The organism is Streptomyces sp. NBC_00273 (genome assembly GCF_036178145.1).
Taxonomy (GTDB): Bacteria; Actinomycetota; Actinomycetes; order Streptomycetales; family Streptomycetaceae; genus Streptomyces.
The window spans coordinates 7,849,972-7,870,791 of record NZ_CP108067.1; the positions used below are offsets into that span (position 1 = coordinate 7,849,972).

19 protein-coding genes and 1 pseudogene are annotated in these 20,820 nt (G+C 70.8%); 17 read left to right on the forward strand and 3 right to left on the reverse strand.

Features of this window, described 5'->3' with window-relative positions; all coding sequences use genetic code 11:
- Positions 1-59 precede the first annotated feature (59 nt).
- The 16 genes and pseudogenes from OG386_RS35120 (at position 60) to OG386_RS35195 (ending at position 17,044) form a co-directional block, all read left to right on the forward strand.
- On the forward strand, positions 60-1,877 hold the full coding sequence (locus OG386_RS35120; RefSeq protein WP_328791394.1) for an ABC transporter ATP-binding protein: 1,818 nt from the start codon (positions 60-62) through the stop codon (positions 1,875-1,877).
- Positions 1,874-3,613: an ABC transporter ATP-binding protein gene (locus OG386_RS35125; RefSeq protein WP_328791395.1), complete on the forward strand. Its 1,740-nt coding sequence runs from the start codon at positions 1,874-1,876 to the stop codon at positions 3,611-3,613. The genes OG386_RS35120 and OG386_RS35125 overlap by 4 nt, the downstream gene beginning before the upstream one ends.
- A gap of 122 nt (positions 3,614-3,735) precedes the next feature.
- Positions 3,736-5,907: an aminotransferase class III-fold pyridoxal phosphate-dependent enzyme gene (locus tag OG386_RS35130; RefSeq protein WP_328791396.1), complete on the forward strand. Its 2,172-nt coding sequence runs from the start codon at positions 3,736-3,738 to the stop codon at positions 5,905-5,907.
- Between the two features lie 33 nt (positions 5,908-5,940).
- Positions 5,941-6,552: a class I SAM-dependent methyltransferase gene (locus tag OG386_RS35135; protein ID WP_328791397.1), complete on the forward strand. Its 612-nt coding sequence runs from the start codon at positions 5,941-5,943 to the stop codon at positions 6,550-6,552.
- A 199-nt stretch (positions 6,553-6,751) separates the two neighbouring features.
- A complete protein-coding gene (locus tag OG386_RS35140) occupies positions 6,752-7,396 on the forward strand; it encodes a ScbR family autoregulator-binding transcription factor (RefSeq protein WP_328791398.1) in 645 nt (214 codons plus the stop codon).
- A gap of 127 nt (positions 7,397-7,523) precedes the next feature.
- Entirely contained in the window at positions 7,524-7,787 is a 264-nt protein-coding gene (locus OG386_RS35145) for a hypothetical protein (RefSeq protein WP_328791400.1), read from the forward strand.
- Positions 7,774-9,117, forward strand: a complete 1,344-nt coding sequence (locus tag OG386_RS35150) for a cytochrome ubiquinol oxidase subunit I (protein WP_328791401.1) — start codon at positions 7,774-7,776, stop codon at positions 9,115-9,117. The genes OG386_RS35145 and OG386_RS35150 overlap by 14 nt, the downstream gene beginning before the upstream one ends.
- 29 nt (positions 9,118-9,146) lie before the next feature.
- The gene (locus OG386_RS35155) at positions 9,147-10,130 is read left to right on the forward strand and encodes a cytochrome d ubiquinol oxidase subunit II (protein ID WP_328791402.1); all 984 of its coding nucleotides are present in this window, start codon (positions 9,147-9,149) and stop codon (positions 10,128-10,130) included.
- Positions 10,131-10,423: 293 nt separating this feature from the next.
- Positions 10,424-10,657 (forward strand): annotated as a pseudogene (locus OG386_RS35160) (site-specific DNA-methyltransferase); the annotation flags it as partial.
- Between the two features lie 223 nt (positions 10,658-10,880).
- On the forward strand, positions 10,881-11,729 hold the full coding sequence (locus OG386_RS35165; RefSeq protein ID WP_328791403.1) for a HipA family kinase: 849 nt from the start codon (positions 10,881-10,883) through the stop codon (positions 11,727-11,729).
- Positions 11,726-12,109, forward strand: coding sequence for a DUF3037 domain-containing protein (locus OG386_RS35170; protein WP_327386549.1), 384 nt, complete (start codon positions 11,726-11,728; stop codon positions 12,107-12,109). Before OG386_RS35165 ends, OG386_RS35170 begins: the two co-directional genes overlap by 4 nt.
- A gap of 175 nt (positions 12,110-12,284) precedes the next feature.
- A complete protein-coding gene (gene fabG / locus OG386_RS35175) occupies positions 12,285-13,046 on the forward strand; it encodes a 3-oxoacyl-ACP reductase FabG (RefSeq protein WP_328791404.1) in 762 nt (253 codons plus the stop codon).
- Between the two features lie 27 nt (positions 13,047-13,073).
- On the forward strand, positions 13,074-13,835 hold the full coding sequence (locus OG386_RS35180; RefSeq protein ID WP_328791405.1) for an SDR family oxidoreductase: 762 nt from the start codon (positions 13,074-13,076) through the stop codon (positions 13,833-13,835).
- 152 nt (positions 13,836-13,987) lie between these two features.
- Positions 13,988-15,571 carry an ABC transporter substrate-binding protein gene (locus tag OG386_RS35185; RefSeq protein ID WP_328791406.1) on the forward strand — a complete coding sequence of 528 codons (1,584 nt, stop codon included), beginning with the start codon at positions 13,988-13,990 and terminating at the stop codon, positions 15,569-15,571.
- 124 nt (positions 15,572-15,695) lie between these two features.
- Positions 15,696-16,364 carry a uracil-DNA glycosylase gene (locus OG386_RS35190; RefSeq protein ID WP_328793480.1) on the forward strand — a complete coding sequence of 223 codons (669 nt, stop codon included), beginning with the start codon at positions 15,696-15,698 and terminating at the stop codon, positions 16,362-16,364.
- Between the two features lie 50 nt (positions 16,365-16,414).
- Complete coding sequence (locus OG386_RS35195; protein ID WP_328791407.1) at positions 16,415-17,044, forward strand: hypothetical protein; 630 nt, start codon at positions 16,415-16,417, stop codon at positions 17,042-17,044.
- 26 nt (positions 17,045-17,070) lie between these two features.
- Here the strand turns inward: OG386_RS35195 and OG386_RS35200 are convergent, their stop codons facing one another.
- Entirely contained in the window at positions 17,071-17,442 is a 372-nt protein-coding gene (locus tag OG386_RS35200; protein WP_328791408.1) for a hypothetical protein, read from the reverse strand.
- Between the two features lie 307 nt (positions 17,443-17,749).
- Positions 17,750-18,274 carry a DinB family protein gene (locus tag OG386_RS35205; RefSeq protein ID WP_328791409.1) on the reverse strand — a complete coding sequence of 175 codons (525 nt, stop codon included), beginning with the start codon at positions 18,272-18,274 and terminating at the stop codon, positions 17,750-17,752.
- An 84-nt stretch (positions 18,275-18,358) separates the two neighbouring features.
- Here OG386_RS35205 and OG386_RS35210 point away from each other — a divergent pair, with 84 nt between their 5' ends.
- Entirely contained in the window at positions 18,359-19,264 is a 906-nt protein-coding gene (locus tag OG386_RS35210; RefSeq protein WP_328791410.1) for a Gfo/Idh/MocA family protein, read from the forward strand.
- On the opposite strand, the gene lnt is transcribed toward OG386_RS35210, so the two are convergent.
- On the reverse strand, positions 19,188-20,777 hold the full coding sequence (gene lnt / locus OG386_RS35215; protein WP_328791411.1) for an apolipoprotein N-acyltransferase: 1,590 nt from the start codon (positions 20,775-20,777) through the stop codon (positions 19,188-19,190). The genes OG386_RS35210 and lnt overlap by 77 nt on opposite strands.
- Between the last annotated feature and the right edge of the window lie 43 nt (positions 20,778-20,820).

Genomic DNA, 20,820 nt, shown 5'->3' on the forward strand with positions numbered 1-20,820 from the left:
TGTTCTGGCGGACGGCCGGAGCGGAGGGGTCGAAGCCGACGGAAGGTGACAGGGACGCGATGAAATCGGAGCAGGCGCAACCGTTGGAAGCAGTGGGTCTCGGAGAGTTATTGCGCCCCGTCAAGTCGAGGCTGGGCGCGGCGATCGGGCTGCAGGCCGTCGCTGCGGTGGTCGCCGTGGTGCCGTTCGCCGCGGTGGCGGAACTGGCGAGGGTGCTCCTGGTGGACGGCCCGGTCGACAAGGGCGCGGCATGGACGGTCGCCGCAGTCGCGGGCGGCGCTCTGATGCTGTGGCTGGTGCTGAACACCGCGGCGGGAGCGATCGCCCATGCCGCGGACCTGGATTTCCAGCTCTCGGTGCGACGCAGGTTGGTCGACCGGCTCGGCCGGGTGCCCCTGGGATGGTTCACCGATCGCGGAGCGGGCGGAATCGGGAAGGCGGTCCAGCACGACGTGGACACCATGCACCACCTGGTGGCCCACTCCTTGCTGAACCTCACTGCGAGCGTGGTCACCCCGCTCGCGACCCTGGTCTACCTCTTCGTGGTGGACTGGCGGATGGCATCGATCCTGATGATCCCGCTGGTGATCGGAATCGGGCTGTTCATCAAGATGATGGTGAGCCTGGACGCCCAGACCGCCGCCTACGAGCAGGCCCAGGAGCGCATCGTCTCCAGGGTCATCGAGTTCGTCGAGGGCATTGCCGTCGTCAAGATGTTCGGCCAGGCCCGGCGGGCGCACCGTCAGTACGCGCAGGCAGCCGACGACTTCACGACGTTCTTCATCGCCTGGATCTCCAAGGGCTACCGGGCCACCGCGGCGTCGGCACTGATCCTCGGACCGGTCACGATCCTGCTCACCGTGCTGATCGGCGGCACGGCACTCGTCTCGTCCGGTTCGCTCGACCCGCTCGACCTGCTGCCGTTCGCCATCCTGGGCCTGAGCGTGGCCGCGCCCCTGCAGGCGCTCGACTTCCACGGTCACGACATGGAGATGGCCGGGGCGGCCGCCAAGCGCGTGGGCGCGCTGCTCGCCGCGCCGGAACTCGCGGTCCCCGACGCGCCACAGCGGCCGGAGACCGATGGCGGCGTCCGCGTGGAGCTGTCCGGTGTCGAGTTCGCCTACGACACGGACCGGCCGGTCCTCAGCGGCATCGACCTGGCCCTCGAACCCGGCAGCGTGACCGCCCTCGTGGGGAGCTCGGGTTCGGGCAAGACGACCCTCGCGAAGCTGCTGCCCCGGTTCTTCGACCCGACCGCGGGCACCGTCACCATCGGCGGCGTGGACCTGTGCGACATCGACCCGGACCAGCTGTACCGGCTGGTGTCGTTCGTCCTGCAGGACGTACAGCTGCTCGACGCCACCGTGCGGGACAACATCCGGCTCGCCCGTCCCGACGCGGACGACGAAACGGTGCGCCGCGCGGCTCGCGCGGCCGCCATCGATCAGCGCATCGAGGAACTACCGGGTGGCTACGACTCGATGGTGGGCAAGGACGTCCGCTTCTCCGGCGGCGAGGCACAGCGGATCTCCATCGCCCGGGCGATCCTCGCGGACACCCCGATCGTGGTGCTCGACGAGGCGACCGCCCATGCCGATCCGGAATCGGAGGCGCAGATCCAGGACGCGCTGTCGGAGCTGGCCGTGGGGCGCACCGTGCTCGTCGTCGCGCACCGGCTGGCCTCGGTCGTCGGCGTCGACCGCATCGTGGTCCTCGAACAGGGCCGGATGGTCGAGCAGGGCACGCACGAGGAGCTGCTCGCCGCCGGCGGGCGGTACCGGCGGATGTGGAACCTGCAGGAGCAGGCCGGCGCCGAGCAGACCGACGGCCACGACGCCTACGCCGGCGCCGGCATCGCGAAGGAGGAAGGGCGATGATCCGTCGACTGTTCACCGCACTGGGCCCGAAGCACGACCGCGCACTGCGCAGGCTGCTGGCCTGGTTCACCGTCGCCGCCGTACTCCAAGGCGTCGCGTTCGTCATGCTCGTCCCCGCCCTGCGCGAACTGCTCGGCGACGAGCCGGAACGGGCCTGGCCGTGGGTGATCACCCTCGCGGTGCTGTGGCTCGGCTACGCGGCGGTGAGCTACCCGGCGACACTGGCCGGTTACGGCACGGGGGCGGCCATGAGCCGCGACCTGCACCACCGGATCGGGGACAAGGTCGCCCAGCTCCCGCTGGCGTGGTTCACCCCCGACCGCGTCGGCGGACTCGGGCGGCTGGCCTCGCAGCGCGTGGTCGACATCATGGGCGTGCCCGCCCACCTGCTGCACCAGTTGGTCGACACCTTCGTCACGCCCGCCGTCGTGGTGCTGGCGATGTTCCTGTTCGACTGGCGACTGGCCCTGTCGATGACCGTCGCCGCGCTCGCCGTGGCGCTGGTGTACCGGGTGGCGGGCCGCGGAATGGCGGCGGCCGACAAGGAGGCGGACCGCATCCACGCCGACGCCGCCGTACGGATCGTGGAATTCGCCCGCGCCCAGCCGGTGCTCCGGGCCTTCGGCCGTACGGCGCAGGGGCACGCCGCGCTCGACGACTCGCTGGTCGCGCAGCACGCGGCCGGTCGACGCATGCTGCGCGCGAGCATGCCCGGTCTGGTCTGGCTCGCCTTCATCGCACAGGCGTCGTTCATCGTGCTGCTGGCGCTCGGAACCCGCCTGGCGCTCGGCGGATCCCTGGAGGCGCCCGAGTTCATCGCGCTGCTCGTGCTGTCCGCCCGGTTCGTCGAGCCGATCATGCTCACCTCCGAACTGGGCGGCGCGATCCGGGTGGCCGAGAACGCGCTGACCGAGATCAATGAACTGATCGACACGGAGACGCTGCCCGAACCGCAGACGTCGCGCCGGGCGGACGGCGCCGACATCGAACTCGACGACGTGCGCTTCGGCTACAACGGCTCCATGGTCCTGGACGGACTGTCGATGCGGGTGCCGCAGGGCCGGATGACCGCGTTGGTGGGTCCGTCCGGCGCCGGCAAGACGACCGTGATCAGGCTGATCGCGCGGTTCTTCGACCCGGACGCCGGGGCGGTGCGCGTCGGCGGCGTGGACGTGCGCGAGATGCGGACCGAGGACCTCACGTCCCTCATCTCGGCCGTGTTCCAGGACGTCTACCTCTTCGACGGAACGATCCTGGAGAACGTACGCCTCGGCAGGCCCGACGCGACCGACGAGGAGGTCTACGCCGCGGCCCGCACGGCGCGCGTCAACCAGATCGCCGACCGGCTGCCGGGCGGCTGGGAAGCACCCGTCGGAGAGGGCGGGAGCCGGCTCTCCGGTGGTGAGCGCCAGCGCATCTCGATGGCGCGCGCACTGCTCAAGGACACCCCGATCGTGCTGTTCGACGAGGCGACCGCGGCCCTGGACGCCGAGAACGAGCACGCCCTGCAAGAGGCGATGGCGGCACTCGCGCGGGACCGCACCGTACTGGTCATCGCCCACCGGCTGCACACCTTGCGCGAGGCGGACCACATCATCGTGCTCGGCGACGGCCGGGTCGTGGAGGAGGGCGTCCACGACGACCTCGTCGCACGCGACGGCCGGTACGCGCACTTCTGGCGGGAACGCCGCCGTGCGCAGGGCTGGCACCTGGCGAAGTCCGCGGCGGTCCGCTGACCCGCGGCTCCCCGACCGGACACGGGCGGCGCAGGCGCCGGCGCCGCCCGTGTCCCCTCCCCCCCCCCGCACGTTCCCCACCCCACCTTCCCGTTGTGATCAGCTGAATCCGAGGAGCATCCGTGGAGCGACAGTCGACCGAGGGCTCGGTGTTCAGACCTGCGACCGCCGGCCTGCTGGACCGAATAGAGCGCCGCATCGCCGATCAGAAGTGCACCTTCCTGACGTCCAGCAACTACATGAACGAGGCGAGCACCAAGCTGGCCTACCTCATCGGCTCGTCGCTCACCGCGCGCGGTGGCGCACCCCTCTATCGAAGCTTCCTCATCAACTCGACGGTCGAGGCGCTCTCCGGCGCGATGAAGCTGGCCCGGCAGACCTCCGTGCGCAACAAGCGGCACGACGGCGGCTGGATCCTGATGATCGACGCGAAGGGCGTCTTCGCACCCTTCGTCGACCCCACCTCCAAGGGGGTCGAGAGGGCGATGACACCGCACGTCGTGGTGGTGACCAGTGCCGTGCAGGCGACGGAGGCGCTACCGGAGCACTCCTGGTCGGCTGTCGTGGTCGTACGCGACGGATCGGCCGACACCTCGACGGCCGAACTGGAACCGCTGCTCAGGACCGTCCGCTCCCAGGGCGGCATGGTGGTGCTCTGCGACAGCGAACTCGAACTCGGTGACGTCAGCCTCTTCACCGGACCGCTGGGCGCCGACGTGATCGTCTACGGGGAGAGCCTCGGCGGAAACCAGGTGCCGTTCGGCTGCTTCACCATGACCGAGCAGGCGTACGAGATCTGGAACAACGACGTCGACTGCTACGCCCAGACCTCCACCTTCGGCGGCAACACCTTCTGCGCCGAGGTCGTGCTGGCGACACTCGACGAGCACGGACTGATCAGCCCCGAACAGCGCAGGACACTGGCGGAGATCGACGCCGACCGGGACACGATGCGCGCGTACTGGGCGCGGTACGTCAACCCCTCCATGGCCAAGATGGAAATGATCGTCGGCATGCACCTGGAGGTCGAGCGCGCGAGCGGCGCCCGGCTGCACCTCGACGACGGACGCGAGATCCTGGACTGCTGCGGCGGCTTCGGCAGCAACTTCCGCGGGCACAACCCGCCGGACGTCCCCGCCGAGGTGCTGGCGGTCCACGACCCGGAGCACGACTACTACGCGGACCTCGAAGAGTTCCTCACCGGGTTGACCGGTTTCGACAAGGCCTTCCCCGCGGTCAGCGGGGCGACCGCGGTCGACCAGGCCGCCGCCCTCGCGATGCTGGCCAACCCGACGCGTACCAAGGTGGTCACCTTCACCGGCAACTTCGCCGGCAAGTCCTTGTTCGCCATCAACCTGAGCAAAGAGGGCCCGCAGGTCACCGAATCCGACGAGGACGCCTTCCGTCCCTACTACCACGACCTGGTCTACATCGACCCGTTCGGTGACGACGCGGTCCACAGGCTGCGGGAGGTGCTCTCCTCCGGAGAGGTCGCGCTGGTGTGGTTCGAGGCCATCCGCGGCGGCATGTGCCAGCTCCTGCCGGAGCGCATCCTGCGTACGGTCGAGCAGCTGCGCGGGACGGGCGGCTACCTGATCGGTGTCGACGAGGTGCTGTCCGGCGGATGGCGCACGGGGAACGACTACCTCGCCCATCAGCAGATGCTGCGCCACGTCGACCTGGTGGCGATCGGCAAGGCCATGACGGACATGCTCTTCCCGGTCTCGTCGGTGCTGTGCACGCAGGAGGTCTTCGACCGGGCCATGGCGACGGACGCCGGCCAGGTCTCCATGCGCAGCAGGTACTTCCGCAACGGATTGGGCGCGCACATCGCGCACCACGCCCTGCGGCACATGAGCGACCCGGCCGCGCGCGAGCGGGCGGTTGCGGCCCAGCGCATCCTCGAGGCCGGGATCCGGCGCCTCGCCGAGGAATCGCCGCTCTTCGGGAAGGTCGAGGGCCGGGGAGCGATGCTGCGGCTCCGGCTCAACGACACGTACTTCCCCTTCGGCAGGTCCAAGTTCGGCGTACTGCTCGAAATGGCGGCGGCGCAGCTGGTCTTCGAACGCAGCGGAATCTTCGTGTTCATGCTGCGCTTCCTGCACCGGACCATGACGACCGAGGAAGACGCCCGCGAGGTGGTGCGCCGACTGGAAGCGGGCATGCGTGGCGTCCGCGCACGACACCTGTACCGCTTCATGGCGAGCAGGATGCTCTACGCGATGTCGGCGCGGAAGCTCTCCGGCGTGGTGGCCGGACGGCTCGCCCGGCCCCGCTACGTCACCGGCAAGTGAGAACGCAGATACCGAGAGAGGGCGGAGCCGATTGTGAGCAAGCAGGAGAAGTGGCGTGCGTACTGGGACAAGATGGCGGCCGGCTATGACAAGGACATGAAGTTCTGGGACCGGCTGCTCTACGAGGGCCAGCGGGAATGGGTGTGCAGCCGGGCGGACGGAGAGGTCCTGGAGGTCGCGATCGGGACCGGTCTCAACCTGCCCTTCTACCCGTCCGGCATCAGGCTGACCGGCATCGACATCAGCGACAGGATGCTGGAAGCCGCGCGAGCGCGCGCCGACGAATTGGGGCGCGAGGTCGAGCTGCGCAAGGGTGACGCGCATCAACTCCCCTTCGGGGAAGCTACGTTCGACACGGTCGTCTGCACGCTGAGCATGTGCGCCATTCCCGACGTGGACCGGGCGATGCGGGAGATCCACCGGGTGTTGCGCCCCGGCGGCCGTTTCGTCTGCATCGACCACGTGGTGAGTCCCAACTGGCTGCTCCGAGGCATCCAGGGGGTCATCGAACGGTTCAGCGTGCCGTCGGCGGGTGAGCATCTGCGCCGCCGTCCGATCGAGAACGTCCGCTCGACGGGCTTCGACATCAAGGAGACGGACCGTCTCAAGGGCGGGCACGTGGAGCGTCTGGTCGCCGTCAAGTAGCCGTGCCCGGCGCATGGCGCGGCCGGCGGGCGGCGGCCGCGGAAGGCATGCGAACGGGGCGAGGTACGGTTCGGGCACGCGTGCCCGTCGGCACGGGCCGGCAGTACGTGTGACGTACCCATGTCGTGGGCCGATGACAGCGGTCCGGATAGGTTTGAGCGATGTCAACAGCATTTGCCCCGTTGGGAGGGTCCAACGGATGAGAGAAGTTCAGCAGGAACGGGCGTTCGCGACCCGGCAGCACATCATCGAGAGCGCCGCGGCCGTGTTCGACACGGCGGGGTTCGCCGGCGCGAGCCTCGGTCGGATCATCGAGCGGGCCGGGACGACCAGAGGTGCGCTGCACTTCCACTTCCCGGCCAAGGAAGCTCTCGCCAGAGCGGTCCTCAACGAGCACAACAGCCGGATGAGCGCCGTCGTGGAGGAGATCACCCGAAGCGACGGGTGCGCGCTGGAACAGATCGTGGCGATCTCCAAGACGACCGCGCGGATGATCGACAAGGACGTCATCGTCCGGGCCGGGACCCGGCTGCTGATGGAGCTCACCTACACCGGCGAACTGCCCGTCGCGTACCGGATGTGGATCGACGCGTGCGAGAACATGGTCCGCAAGGCCATCGAGGACGGTGACATCGTGCCGACGATCTCACCGGACGCCGTGGCATATCTCGTGATCTCCGGGCTGGCCGGGATCCAGATGGTCTCCTCGGTGCTCACCGGCCGCAGCGACCTGGACCAGCGCGTCGACGAGATGTGGGAGGTCCTGCTCCTCGGCCTCGTTCCGGCCGACCGTCGCTGGAAGGTGGCCGACCTGATGAACTCCGCTGCCGGCGAGCGGTCTTGACGCCGTCTTCTGCTTCCCGCTCGCCAACTTGTTGTCCTGCAAGTCAATTTGACCCTACGAGAGATTGCCGGCGCTCAATGAGCCGATTCGCGCGGTGAACTGAGCTGGAGAACGGTGTGGTGATTCCATGGAGTTATGTCAGTCGGAGCGCCTCGCGGCCGAGGTCGAGGAGGCGGGCTCCCCCCAATCCGTCGCACGAATACGGGTCACCCGGCCCTGGGTGAACTTACGGACCAGGCGACTCGAACGGGGAGCGGGGCGGGAGCCGCTCAGCCGGTCGGACGCCCGCACGACGCTCGCCGAGCGCCCCCTCCCGACCGGCGCGGGGTCCGCCCCGACCGTCCGGCAGGCCGTCCACCTGAGCGAGGGACGCTGCCGTGAACACAGCTGAACTCGCGCGCCTTCAGTTCGCCGTCACGGCCGGGCTGCACTTCCTCTTCGTCGCCCTGACCCTGGGCCTCGTCACCGTAGTGGCCGTGACGCAGACCCGCGCCACCCGGGCCCGCGACCGCCAGGCGCGAGCCACGGGCATGCGGCGGGTGCGCTTCTGGGGCGGCCTGTACGTCATCAACTATGCGCTGGGCATCATCAGCGGCATCGTGCAGGAGTTCCAGTTCGGGCTGAACTGGTCCGGCCTCTCCGACGCGATGGGCAACGTCATCGGTACCCCGGTGGCCATCGAGACCATCGCCGCGTTCTTCCTGGAGTCCACCTTCCTCGGCATGTGGGCCTTCGGCTTCGGGCGCCTGCCCGCACGCGCCCACCTGGTGCTGATCTGGCTGGTCGCGCTCACCGCGTACGCCTCCACGTTCTGGATCATGGTGGTCAACGGCTTCATGCAGAAGCCCGTCGGCCACGAGACGAGCGGCGGCGTCACCCGCGTCACGGACTGGGGCGCGATCCTCACCAACGAGGCGACCTGGTACGCGCTGGCGCACATCGCAGGCGCCGTGGCGCTGCTCGCCGGGCTGTTCATCGCCGCTGTCAGCGCCTCCCACCTGCGCCGTGATCACGAGGTCGACTTCTTCCGGCCCACACTGGCGCAGGGCGGCCTCCTCGCGGGTGCCGGCGCGCTCGTCACCGTCGTGGCGGGCCTCGTCCACCTGGAGGCGCTGGCGGGCTACCAGCCCGCCAAGTACGCCGTGGTGACCGGCGAGGGCCCCTCGCCGGAAGAGGTGAACGCCGCCGAGGTGGCACGGCACGGGCCAGGCGACTGGCTGCCACCGGACTGGGTGGGCATCCCCACCCTGCTCATGATCGTCATCGGGGTGATCCTGGTGCTCGTCGCGTGGATTCCGGCGACCGCCGCCCGCCGGACGGACGTGCCGCCGTCCCGGAGGCGTTTCCGGATGCGGTTCGCCGTGATGTTGCTGCCCTTCGGATTCATCGCCCTGATCTGCGGATGGCTCACCCGCGAGGTGGGCCGCCAGCCGTGGGCGGTGACCGGCGAGCTCACCGTGGAGGAGGCCGTCTCGGACGTCTCCTTCGGTGCCATGCTGACCACGGTCCTCGTCCTGACGACCGTGCTCGCGCTCCTCGCCGTCGTCGACTGGGCACTGCTCACCCACTACGCGCGGCTGGGCCCCGACGGGGCGTTCATCGGCGGGGCCGACCTGATGCCCGAGCCGGATGACCCGACGGCCCCCGCCGACCCCGCTGGGCGAAACGGTGCAGCGGCCGGCCGTGACCCCGGCAGCGCCGATGCCCACTTCTCCTACTGACCGACCTACACATGTGACGGGACGCCGCTGTGGATGTCTTCTGGTACGCCCTGACGGGCCTGCTCCTCGCCGGATACCTGGCTCTGGAGAGCGTCGACTTTGGCATGGGCATGCTGTTCTGGTTCGCGCGGACGGAGCGGGACCGCGAGCGGGCCCGCCGTGCCGTCGTCCCCCTGTTCCTCGCCAACGAGGTGTGGCTGGTCGCCTTCGTCGGCCTGCTGCTCGGCGCGCTGCCGCTGCTGGAGGGTGAGTTGCTGACCGCCCTGCGGGTCCCCGTGGTGATGGTGCTGGGTGCCTGGGTACTGCGCGACGCCGCACTGTGGTTCCGCACGGCGCTCCCGTCCGGCGGCTGGCGGCGCCTCTGGGACGTCGTCCTGCCCGTTGCGAGCCTGGTGCTGGCCCTCGTATGGGGGACGCTGCTGGCGGCCCTGATCCGGGGGCTGTCGACGGACGGCAACGGGCGTGCTGTGGCCGTGCTTTCCGATCTGGTGGACCCCTTCTCACTCGCCTGCGCGGCCGTGGTCGTCGTCGGCAGCCTCCGCCAGGGAGTGCTCTTCGCCGCTCGTCGGCTGCCCGAGGCCGATCCCGACCAGATACGGCTGGCGGGGCTCGCCGGCCGGCTCCACTGGCCCCTGGTGGGACTCGCCCTCCTTGCCGCGGTGGCCGCGGCCGGAGTGACCGGCGCCCCGGTGGCGGTGATCCTGGTCGGCGTGGCCGCCGCGGTCGGCACGTACGCATCGGAACGGCTCCGTACGGCGGGCCGCCCCGGTGCGGCGCTGCTGCTGGGCACCGCCCCGCTGGTTGCCCTGCCCGCCGCGATCGGCGTGGTCAACGGTACGACGGTGCTGGCCACCCGCTCCGGGGAGGGCGCGCTCACCCTGTCCGAGGCGATCGCGGACTCCGCCTCCCTCGGGCTACTGGCAGTGGGGGTCCTGCCGGTGCTGGCCGCCGTCGCGTTCGGCCAGGTGTGGATGTGGCGCGTGTTCGCCCCCCGGGGCGCCCGCGCCCGCTGACGGCCGTACGGGTTCGTGCCGTACGGGCCGGAGGGCGGACCCGCGCGAAGGCGGGCCCGCCCTCAGCCACGCCCCGTGTGCGCCGGACAACTCACAAGCAGTTGGCCCCGAATCGACGTTCGACCAAGGATTCGGCGTGAGGTGCGGAATCCGACCCCTCGCCACGGCGCTTCTTGGACGTCGGCGAATTCGCTCCTACAGTTTGGGAACCCTCCTCGCCCTTCCCGATCGGCGGCCCCTGGCTTCTGCGTGCCCAATTCCGGCCCGCGGGGATTGATGCGCGATACGGGTACGGTCTGACCACGAAGGAACGCACCGACCGCTCGGCGAAGCGGAAGGACACCTCCACCGCCAAGAACACCCTCGCTGACCTCACGGGCGACAACGTGGACCGGCGGTCGTACGGCTCCTGGCTGACGCAGATCACGACCGGAGCCCACCGGTTGAGGAAGACCGGCGGGACCGCACTGCTGTTCACCGACGGGCGCCAGCTCCCCGTCCCGACGGAGGCGGTCCGAGCGGCCGGCTGACCGTGGCGCGGCGTGCTGGGGAGTCCGTTGCGACGGTCGAGCAGTGGCTCGGGCACTCCTTTCCAGCCGTCACCCTCGGTTACTCCGGTCGCAGGGAAACCAGCAGGCCAGCCGAAATTCCCCGGATTCCCGCCGGGGCTGATCGGGCGCGATTCCGCAGGCTCTTCGGCGCCCCCCGGTCCGTGGATTTCCAGCGGGTCGGGCCGTATAGCCTGGCGAAATGCTTACAGAAGTGACAGCGACCCGCTACGTCACCCCCTTGCGTGAAGGCGGCTCGCTCCCGGGGATCGTCGAGGCCGATGATCTCGGGACCTACGTCATGAAGTTCACCGGAGCCGGTCAGGGTCGCAAGACCCTGGTCGCCGAGGTCATCTGCGGGCGCCTGGCCCAGCGGCTGGGGCTGAGGGTCCCGCTGCTGGTGCAGATGCAGCTCGACCCCGTGATCGGGCTCGGCGAGCCCGACCAGGAGGTCCAGGAGCTGCTCAAGGCCAGCGGCGGCCTCAACCTCGGCATGGACTACCTGCCCGGGTCGATCGGCTTCGACCCGCTCGCGTACCGGGTCGACCCGGTCGAGGCGGGGCGCGTGGTCTGGTTCGACGCCCTCATCAACAACGTCGACCGCTCCTGGCGCAACCCGAACATGCTGGTCTGGCACGGGGACCTCTGGCTCATCGACCACGGCGCCACCATGATCTGGCACCACAACTGGCCCACCGCCGAGGCCGCGGCCGCCAAGCCCTACGACGCCTCCGACCACGTACTGGCCCCCGTGGGCCCGGACATCGCCGCCGCGGCCGCCGCGCTCGCGCCGCTGGTGACCGAGGAACTGCTCACGGAGGTCGCGGCCGACGTCCCCGACGAGTGGCTGGTCGACGAGCCGGGCTTCGACTCCACCGACGCGCTGCGCCGCGCCTATGTGGAGGCGTTGCTGCCGCGCGCGGCCACGATCCACGAGAGGATCTCGCTGGAGGCCGAGGTGAAGACGCCTGCCGGGCCTCCCGGCTGGCTCACCGACCACCTGCCGGAATGGCCCCACAAGACCCACAAGAAGAAGAGCGACAGCGAGTGACCAAGCGGGACGTGTTCGAGTACGCGCTGGTGCGCGTGGTGCCCCGGATGGAACGGGGCGAGTGCTTCAACGCCGGCGTGATCGTCTACTGCCGGGCGCACACGTACGTCGCCGCGCGCACCCACCTCGACGAGGCGAAGCTCCTCGCGCTGGACCCCGGGGCCGATGTGGCCGGGGTACGGGCGGCCCTGCGCGGGGTCGAGGGCGTGTGCGGCGGCGGGGCCGAGGCGGGGCAGGCGGCGGGCGACGACGCCGGGCGGCGGTTCCGCTGGCTCATCGCCCCGCGCAGCACCGTGGTGCAGCCGGGGCCGGTGCACACCGGCCTGACGGCCGATCCGGCGGCGGAGGTGGAGCGGCTGCTGGACCTGCTGGTCCGCTGACGGTCGGGGCGGCGCTCCGGGGCCCTGCCCCGAAGCGCCGGGCCCCGACCGCCGACGGGGCCGGGCCGGGTGGCGTTGACACCGGGTGCCAGGGCTCCTAGCGTCTCCTCAGCTGAAGCTACTAAGCGGTTGCTCACCTCTGGGCGACCGTCTCTCAAGGGCGAGGAGATCCAGCATGTCCACCACCGAGCAGCGCGTCGCGATCGTGACCGGGGCGGCCCGGGGCATCGGCGGGGCCACCGCCGTGCGCCTGGCCGCCGAGGGCCGGGCCGTTGCCGTACTCGACCTCGACGAGGCGGCCTGCAAGGACACCGTGGAGGCCATCACGGCGGCCGGCGGCAAGGCCCTCGCGGTCGGCTGCGACGTTTCCGACGGTGCGCAGGTGGAGGCGGCCGTCGCGCGCGTCGCGAGCGAGCTCGGCGCCCCGACCATCCTGGTCAACAACGCGGGTGTGCTGCGCGACAACCTGCTGTTCAAGATGACCGAGACCGACTGGGACACGGTCATGAACGTGCACCTGCGCGGTGCCTTCCTGATGTCCAAGGCCTGTCAGAAGTACATGGTGGAGGCCAAGTTCGGCCGCATCGTGAACCTCTCCAGCAGCTCGGCGCTTGGCAACCGCGGCCAGGTCAACTACTCCGCCGCCAAGGCCGGCCTGCAGGGCTTCACCAAGACCCTGGCCATCGAGCTCGGCAAGTTCGGCGTCACCGCCAACGCCGTGGCCCCCGGCTTCATCGCGACCGAGATGACCGCCCAGACCGCCGCCCGCGTCGGCATGGGCTTCGAGGACTTCAAGGCCGCGGCCGCCACCCAGATCCCCGTCCAGCGCGTCGGCACGCCGGACGACATCGCCAACGCGATCGCCTTCTTCACGGGCGAGGCCGCGGGCTTCGTCTCCGGCCAGGTCATGTACGTGGCCGGCGGTCCGCTCAGCTGACGGTTCCACGAGAGACAGGGCGCAGACATGACGTACAGCGGTATCGACAGCGGCAAGGTCGCGCTGATCACCGGGGCGAGCCGGGGCATCGGCTACGGCATCGCCGAGGCGCTGGTCGCCCGCGGCGACCGGCTCTGCATCACCGGCCGCAACGAGGAGTCCCTCAAGGAGGCCGTCGAGCGGCTCGGTGCGGACCGGGTGATCGGCGTCGCGGGCAAGGCCCACGACGAGGCCCACCAGGCCGTCGCCGTCGAGCGCACGATGGAGGCCTTCGGCCGCGTCGACTTCCTGGTGAACAACGCGGGCACCAACCCCGTCTTCGGGCCGATCGCGGACCTGGACCTCGGGGTCGCGCGGAAGGTCTTCGAGACCAACGTGATCTCGGCGCTCGGCTTCGCCCAGCGGACCTGGCGCGCCTGGCAGAAGGACAACGGCGGCGCGATCGTGAACATCGCGTCCATCGCCGGGGTCTCCGCCTCGCCCTTCATCGGTTCGTACGGGATGAGCAAGGCCGCCATGATCAACCTCACGCTCCAGCTCGCGCACGAGATGGCGCCCGGGGTCCGGGTCAACGCGATCGCCCCCGCGGTGGTCAAGACGAAGTTCGCCCAGGCGCTCTACGAGGGCCGGGAGCAGGAGGCCGCAGCGGCCTACCCGCTCGGCCGCCTCGGGCTCCCGGAGGACATCGGCGGGGCAGCGGCGTTCCTCACATCTGCACAAGCGGAATGGATCACCGGGCAAACTCTCGTCGTCGATGGTGGGATGTTCCTCAATGCCGGGGTTCACTGACCGATAACCGGACGCATTTACCTCAGAAAGGGAGGTAAATGTGTATCGAATATGCACGGAACCGGTCAAGTGCCTCACGAAACCAACCCATTGGATTCGTGGGGCACTGCGGTAGGGTCTGCCGCACCCCTGGCTGATCGAGGAGCGTGCACGTGTTCAACCGGACCAGATGCCTGCAGATCACTGCGGCCCTTGCGTCCATATCCCTGCTCGCCGGATGCGGCCTGCTGTCGGAGGACGACGGCGACGAGATGAAGAGGATCGTCGTCGGTACCACGAGCACCCCGAGCACCCTCGATCCCGCGGCCGCGTGGGACGGCTCCTGGGAGCTGTACCGGAACGTCTACCAGACCCTGCTGGCGTTCCCGACGGGCTCCAGCAAGCCCCAGCCCGACGCGGCCCAGAGCTGCGAGTTCACGGACGCGGCGAGCCAGGCCTACCGGTGCACCCTGCGCAAGGGCCTGAAGTTCTCCAACGGCGAGCCGCTCGACGCCAACGCGGTCAAGTACTCCCTCGACCGGATCAAGACCATCGGCTCCAACGTCGGCCCCAAGGGTCTCTTCGGCACCCTCGACAAGATCGAGACGCCGGACCCGCTGACGGTCGTCTTCCACCTGAACACCTCGGACGCCACCTTCCCGTACGTCCTCGGTTCGCCCGCCGCCTCGCTCGTCGCGCCCAAGGACTACCCGGCCGACAAGGTCCGCGAGGGCGACAAGATCACCGGCTCCGGTCCGTACGTGCTCGACTCGTACAAGGACGGCGCCGAGGCGGTGCTCACCGGCAACACGAGTTACACCGGCTTCGCCAACCGCAAGAACAAGGCGGTGACCATCCGCTACTTCGCGGACTCGCCGAAGATGATCGCGGCGCTGAAGGCGAAGGAGATCGACGCCACCTACCGAGGCCTGTCGGCCCCGGAGATCACCGACCTCCAGAACCCCGCGTCGCACGCCCTGGGCGTCCAGGTCGTCGAGAACGTCGGCGCCGAGATCCGCTACCTGGTCTTCAACCCCAAGGACCCCCAGGTCGCCAAGCTCCCGGTCCGCCAGGCCATCGCCCAGATCGTCGACCGCGGTGCGCTCGTCTCCAAGGTCTACCAAGGCACCGCAGAGCCGCTGTACTCGATGGTTCCGAAGGGGGTCGTCGGCCACAAGACGCCCTTCTACGACAAGTACGGCGGCGCGGACGTCGCCAAGGCCAGGAAGATCCTCAGGGACGCCGGGATCACCACGCCGGTCGATCTGACCTTCTGGTACACCACCGACCGCTACGGTTCCTCGACCGCCGACGAGTTCACCGAGCTCAAGCGGCAGCTGGACGAGAGCCAGCTGTTCCGGATCACCCTGCGCAGCCAGCCCTGGAAGACCTTCCAGACCGGCTACAAGAGCGGTGAGTACCCGATCTTCGGCCGCGGCTGGTTCCCCGACTTCCCGGACCCGGACAACTTCATCGCGCCGTTCGTCGGCAAGGAGAACGCGGTCGGCACCCCGTACGAGCCCGCCGAGATCGTGAACGACCTGCTGCCCAAGTCCCGCCGCGAGGGTGACCGGTCGGCCGGCGTCCAGGAGTTCGAGCAGGCCCAGAAGATCTTCGCCGAGGACGTCCGGCTGCTGCCCCTGTGGCAGGGCAAGCTGTACGTCGCGGCGCGCGAGGACATCGCGGGCGCCGAGCGGGCGCTGGACCCGCAGACCGTCATGCAGATGTGGGAGTTCTACCGCAAGACCAGCTGGTAGCACCGGCAGCAATGCGTCGGCCGCCCCGGGCGGCCGACGCGTTGTCAGTGGGCCCCGGTAGGTTCTGGAGCAGTTGCACGAGCAGTTGCACGAACTTGTACCGGAGGTTGTCGCCGTGACCCAGATGCTGCCCGAGTCCTGGCTCCCCGTCCTCGGCGGAGAGCTGGACCAGCCCTACTTCAAAGAGCTCACCGAGTTCGTCGAGAAGGAACGGGCGAACGGGCCGGTCTACCCGCCCCGCGAGCATGTCTTCGCGGCCCTGGAGGCCACTCCCTTCGACCGGGTGAAGGTCCTCGTCCTCGGCCAGGACCCGTACCACGGCGCCGGCCAGGGCCACGGCCTGTGCTTCTCCGTGCAGCCTGGGGTCAAGACCCCGCCCTCGCTGCGCAACATCTACAAGGAGATGAAGGAGGAGCTCGACCTGCCGATCCCGGACAACGGGTACCTGATGCCGTGGGCCGAGCAGGGCGTCCTGCTGCTCAACGCGGTGCTCACGGTCCGGGAGGCCGAGCCCAATTCGCACAAGGGCAAGGGCTGGGAGAAGTTCACCGACGCCGTGATCCGCGCGGTGTCCGAGCGGCCCGACCCGGCCGTCTTCGTCCTGTGGGGCGCCTACGCCCAGAAGAAGCTCCCGCTGATCGACGAGGAGCGGCACGTGGTCGTCAAGGGCGCCCACCCCTCCCCGCTGTCCGCCAAGAAGTTCTTCGGGTCCCGGCCCTTCACGCAGATCAACGAGGCCATCGCCGCCCAGGGGCATGAGCCGATCGACTGGCGGATCCCGGACCTCGGCTGACGTCCCCCCGCGCCTCGGCGCCATTGCCGGTACCTCCGGCTAGCTTCGAGATGATCAGACCGGAGCAGGTCTGGCAGAGCGAGCCGGAGGCCGCCGTGGCGGAGCAGCAGGAGGCGTCGCAGGATGCCGTCATGACCAGGATCGGCCAGGCGGTCATCCTGCTGCACGCCGGGGACCGCGAGGAGGCCCGCAACCGGCTCGGGGAGATCTGGTCCGAGATCGGCGAGGAGGGGGACTCCCTCCACCGGTGCACCCTGGCCCACTACATGGCCGACGCCCAGGACGATCCGGCCGACGAGCTGGCCTGGGACCTGCGGGCCCTGACCGCCGCAGCCGACCTGCCGGACGAGCTTCCGGGCGATCAGCCGGGCGATCGGCCCGGGACCAGGCCGCCCCGGGACGGGCGGCCCGCGCGCCGGGAGCCGCATCCGGAGTTGCGCGTGTTCTACCCGTCCCTGCACCTGAACCTGGCCGCCGACTACGTGAAACTGCAGCGGCCCGAGGCGGCCCGGGTCCACCTGGCCCGGGCCCGCGCGGCCACCGGAGCGCTGTCCGACGACGGGTACGGCAACGGCGTACGGGCCGCCATCGCCCGGCTGGAGCGGCGCCTGGCCGCGGAACCGGAAGCCGGGCCCGGATCCGGACCCGGCCCCCGGCCGTTCCCCGAGCAGTCCCCGTAGGCCGCGGGCCGTAGGTCCGCGGGCGGTCAGTCCCCGTGGACGCCCGAGCAGATACGGGCCTCCGGGCTGTCGGAATGCCACTGGCCGTGCCTGCGGCCCAGCGCGCACACGTCGGCCGGCCGCACCGGCAGCTTCCGGATCAGTTCGCGCTTTGCCTCGGCGTCGGGCCGGGGATGCCGGGGACGGCCGCCCGGGTGCCCGGAGACGGGCTCGGCGGCCCGCGGGGGCTCCGGGATGTCCGGGACCGGTGGAGCCTCCTGTACGGGCCCGCCGGAGCCGCCCGGTACGGGGCGCTGTGCGGACCGCTGGGCGGGCGCGGGGCCCGCCGGGGCAGCGGGCCGCTCCGGGGCCGTCTCCAAGGCCTCCAGCGCCTCCAGGGCGGGCGCCCGGACGGTCACCGGGGCGGTCCCGGGCCCGCTGCGGGGCTGATGGCGGGGCGGTGCCCCGGCGGCAGGGGCCGCCGCGGGTTGCAGGGGACCGGGGCTCACATGCACACAGCCGGAGACCGCCGAGACGGCGCAGGCGACTCCGAGCAGCAGCGTTGTCGTGGTTCGGGTTGGATGCACTCGCGCAACTCTGCTGTGCGAGGACCCCGTTGCGAAAACCCGGAGCCGATATTCACCCCGCACGGGTGACGGACACACCCGCCGGACAGGGCCCCCACGGCTGCCCCACGGCTGCCCCGGGACTGCCCCGGAAGACGGCCTAGTCGCCGGTGGCGCCGTCTATCTGCTCGCGCAGCAGGTCCGCGTGGCCGTTGTGGCGCGCGTACTCCTCGATCATGTGGGTGTAGACCCAGCGCAGGCTGAACACCTCGCCGCGGTGGTGGCTCTCGGCCCGTGAGACCGCGTCCAGCGAACGGCCCGCGGCGGCCTGGCGCGCCAGCTCGACCTCCGTCCGCCACACCCGCTCGGTCTCGGCCCAGTTGGCCGCCTCGGTGAAGTGGAAGTCGCCGTCCGGGTTCTCGCTCGTGGAGTACAGCTCGGGGAGGTCCTCACCCAGCATGATCTTCCGGAACCAGTACCGCTCCACCTCCGCCAGGTGCCGTACGAGGCCCAGGAGGCTCAGCGCGGAGGGCGCGAGCGGGGTGCGGCGCAGCTGTTCGTCCTGGAGCCCCTCGCACTTCCAGACGAGGGTGGCACGGTGGTAGTCGAGCCATCCGTCCAGCATGTCCCGCTCGTCGGCGGTGGTGGCGGGTTCGTTGCGATCTGATCCTGAACTGGTGGTCATGGAGCTCATCCTCGGCGAACCGGCCCCCCGTCACCAGGGATTAAGCTGCGGGAATCCCACGAGGAACCAACCTGGAGGCCCCCGGTGAAGGTCGGCTGCATCGGACTCGGCGACATCGCGCAGAAGGCGTACCTGCCCGTCCTCACCACCCGCCCGGGCATCGAGCTGCACCTGCAGACGCGTAACCCCGACACCCTGGAGCGGATCGGCGACACCCACCACGTCCCGGCCGCGCGCCGGCACACCGATCTCGACGCGCTGCTCGCCGAGGGACTCGACGCGGCCTTCGTGCACGCCGCCACCGTGGCCCACCCCGAGATCGTCGCGCGGCTGCTGGAAGCCGGCGTGCCCACGTACGTGGACAAGCCGCTCGCCTACGAACTCGCGCACTCGCGACAGCTCGTGGAACGGGCCGAGCGGCTCGGGGTCTCCCTCGCCGTCGGCTTCAACCGCCGATTCGCGCCCGCCTACGCGCAGTGCGCCGACCACGCCCGCGAGCTGATCATCATGCAGAAGAACCGCGTCGGGCTGCCCGAGGACCCGCGCACGCTGGTGCTGGACGACTTCATCCACGTCGTCGACACCCTGCGGTTCCTGCTGCCCGGCGAGGCCGACCACTTCGACGTCCGGGCGGTGGTGCGGGAGGGGCTGATGCACCAGGTGGTGCTCCAGCTGTCCGGCGCCGGCTTCACCGCCCTCGGCATCATGAACAGGCTGTCCGGCTCCACCGAAGAGATCCTGGAGGTGTCCGGCCGCGACACCAAGCGGCAGGTCGTCAACCTCGCCGAGGTCATCGACCACAAGGGCCAGCCGACCGTGCGGCGCCGCGGGGACTGGGTCCCCGTCGCCCGCCAGCGCGGCATCGAGCAGGTCGTCGACCACTTCCTGGAGGCGGTCGCGGCGGGCACCACGCTCAGCGCCCGCGACGCCCTGCGAACCCACGAGCTGTGCGAGCGGGTGGTGAGCTCGGCTCTGGAGCAGGCCTCCTGAGCGAACGGCTGCCCGCCACCGCGCAGTACACCGCCAGGGCGGCCAGGGCGGCGGCCACCGGCCAGTCCCCGAAGCGGACGTAGAGGGTCGTGCCGCGGGCGAGCGGGACCTCGTACACGGCCGCCGTGCTCGCGGAGGTGGGCAGGGCGGCGCCGACCCGCGCGCCGGAGGGGCCGTTCACGACGCTGATGCCCGTGAGGGTGGCGTGGACCATCGGGCGGCCGTTCTCGGCCGCCCGCAGCGCGGCCAGCGAGGCGTGCTGGGCCGGTGCCCAGCTCTCCTGGAACGAGGAGGTCGCCGACTGGGCGACGAGCAGGGAGGCCCCGTCCAGGGTGAGGTGCCGGCTCATGTCGGGGAAGGCCGACTCGAAGCACACCAGCGGGCCGATCCGGACGCTGCCGGGCCCGTCCGGCCGCCCGGGCAGGTCCATGACCACCGGGGCGTCGCCGCGCACCCGGTCCTCGCCCGCCGCCTTGCCGACCGAGGTCGCCCAGCCGAACAGCGCACGGGCCGGTACGTACTCCCCGAACGGGACGAGCCGCATCTTGTCGTACCGGTCGCCGGTGGGGCCCTGGGGGCCCACGAGGACCGCGCTCTTGTAGATGCCGGGGTGGCCCGCCCGCCGCGCGTCCACGTTCACCAGCAGCGGAGCCCCTACCTGTGCCGACAGCGCGGCCAGCCGCCGGGCCAGGTCCGGGCGGGCCGTCAGGTCCGCGCCGACGCTGCTCTCGCCCCACACCACCAGATCGACCCGCTGCCCCGCCAGCGGCCGCGTCAGCCGCTCACCGACGTCGAACCGCCGCTCCGCGCTGTCCGGGGCGTCCGCCACCGGGCCGGGCTGTACGACGGCCACGCGCAGCCGGCCCGACTCCTCGGGCCGCGCCGCCCACACCCACACCGCTCCCGTCAGCACCGCGCACCCGGTCATCCCGGCCACCGCGGGAATCCGCGCCCCCGGCACCGCGATCAGCAGCACCAGCGCGCAGTTCACCGCCACCACCAGCAGGCTGACCAGCCACACCCCGCCCACCGAGGCCAGTCGCAGCGCGGGCGCCACCTGCCACTGACTCGCGCCCAGCAGCCCCCACGGCCCGCCGAGCCCCTGCCAGGACCGGACCAGCTCCGACAGCAACCACCCCGCCGGTACGAGGACGAGCGCACAGCAGGCCCGGCCCGCCGCCGGGGTCCCGCCGAGGAGCTCCCGCACCAGGAGCGCCCAGGGGATCCAGAGCAGCCCGAGCAGCGCGGCCACCGGGACCAGGAACACGTGCAGGCTGGGCAGCAGCCAGTGGTGGACGGCCAGGATGAACCCCGCGCCGCCGAGCCAGCCCTCCAGCGCAGCGCGCCGCCCGGTGGGGGCCGACCGCAGCAGCAGCATCCAGGGCACGAGGGCGGCGTAGGCGAACCACCAGAGCGCGGGGGCCGGGAAGGCGAGGGCGGGCAGCGCCCCGGCGGCCACGGCGCCGGGCGCACGCCATCGAGGGGACCACCACCGCGTGCGCATCGTGATCATGGCGTGCCTCCGTTTCCAGTGTGGCAGTGCCCGGCGTCCCGGC

Excerpts from the sequence above, each read along its gene's own strand:
- OG386_RS35145 (WP_328791400.1), top strand. The coding sequence starts at position 7,524 with ATGGAGTTATGTCAGTCGGAGCGCCTCGCGGCCGAGGTCGAGGAGGCG.
- OG386_RS35195 (WP_328791407.1), top strand. The coding sequence starts at position 16,415 with ATGATCAGACCGGAGCAGGTCTGGCAGAGCGAGCCGGAGGCCGCCGTG.
- OG386_RS35205 (WP_328791409.1), bottom strand. The coding sequence starts at position 18,274 with ATGACCACCAGTTCAGGATCAGATCGCAACGAACCCGCCACCACCGCC.
- lnt (WP_328791411.1), bottom strand. The coding sequence starts at position 20,777 with ATGATCACGATGCGCACGCGGTGGTGGTCCCCTCGATGGCGTGCGCCC.
- OG386_RS35190 (WP_328793480.1), top strand. The coding sequence starts at position 15,696 with ATGCTGCCCGAGTCCTGGCTCCCCGTCCTCGGCGGAGAGCTGGACCAG.
- OG386_RS35140 (WP_328791398.1), top strand. The coding sequence starts at position 6,752 with ATGAGAGAAGTTCAGCAGGAACGGGCGTTCGCGACCCGGCAGCACATC.
- OG386_RS35125 (WP_328791395.1), top strand. The coding sequence starts at position 1,874 with ATGATCCGTCGACTGTTCACCGCACTGGGCCCGAAGCACGACCGCGCA.
- fabG (WP_328791404.1), top strand. The coding sequence starts at position 12,285 with ATGTCCACCACCGAGCAGCGCGTCGCGATCGTGACCGGGGCGGCCCGG.
- OG386_RS35165 (WP_328791403.1), top strand. The coding sequence starts at position 10,881 with ATGCTTACAGAAGTGACAGCGACCCGCTACGTCACCCCCTTGCGTGAA.
- OG386_RS35180 (WP_328791405.1), top strand. The coding sequence starts at position 13,074 with ATGACGTACAGCGGTATCGACAGCGGCAAGGTCGCGCTGATCACCGGG.
- OG386_RS35120 (WP_328791394.1), top strand. The coding sequence starts at position 60 with ATGAAATCGGAGCAGGCGCAACCGTTGGAAGCAGTGGGTCTCGGAGAG.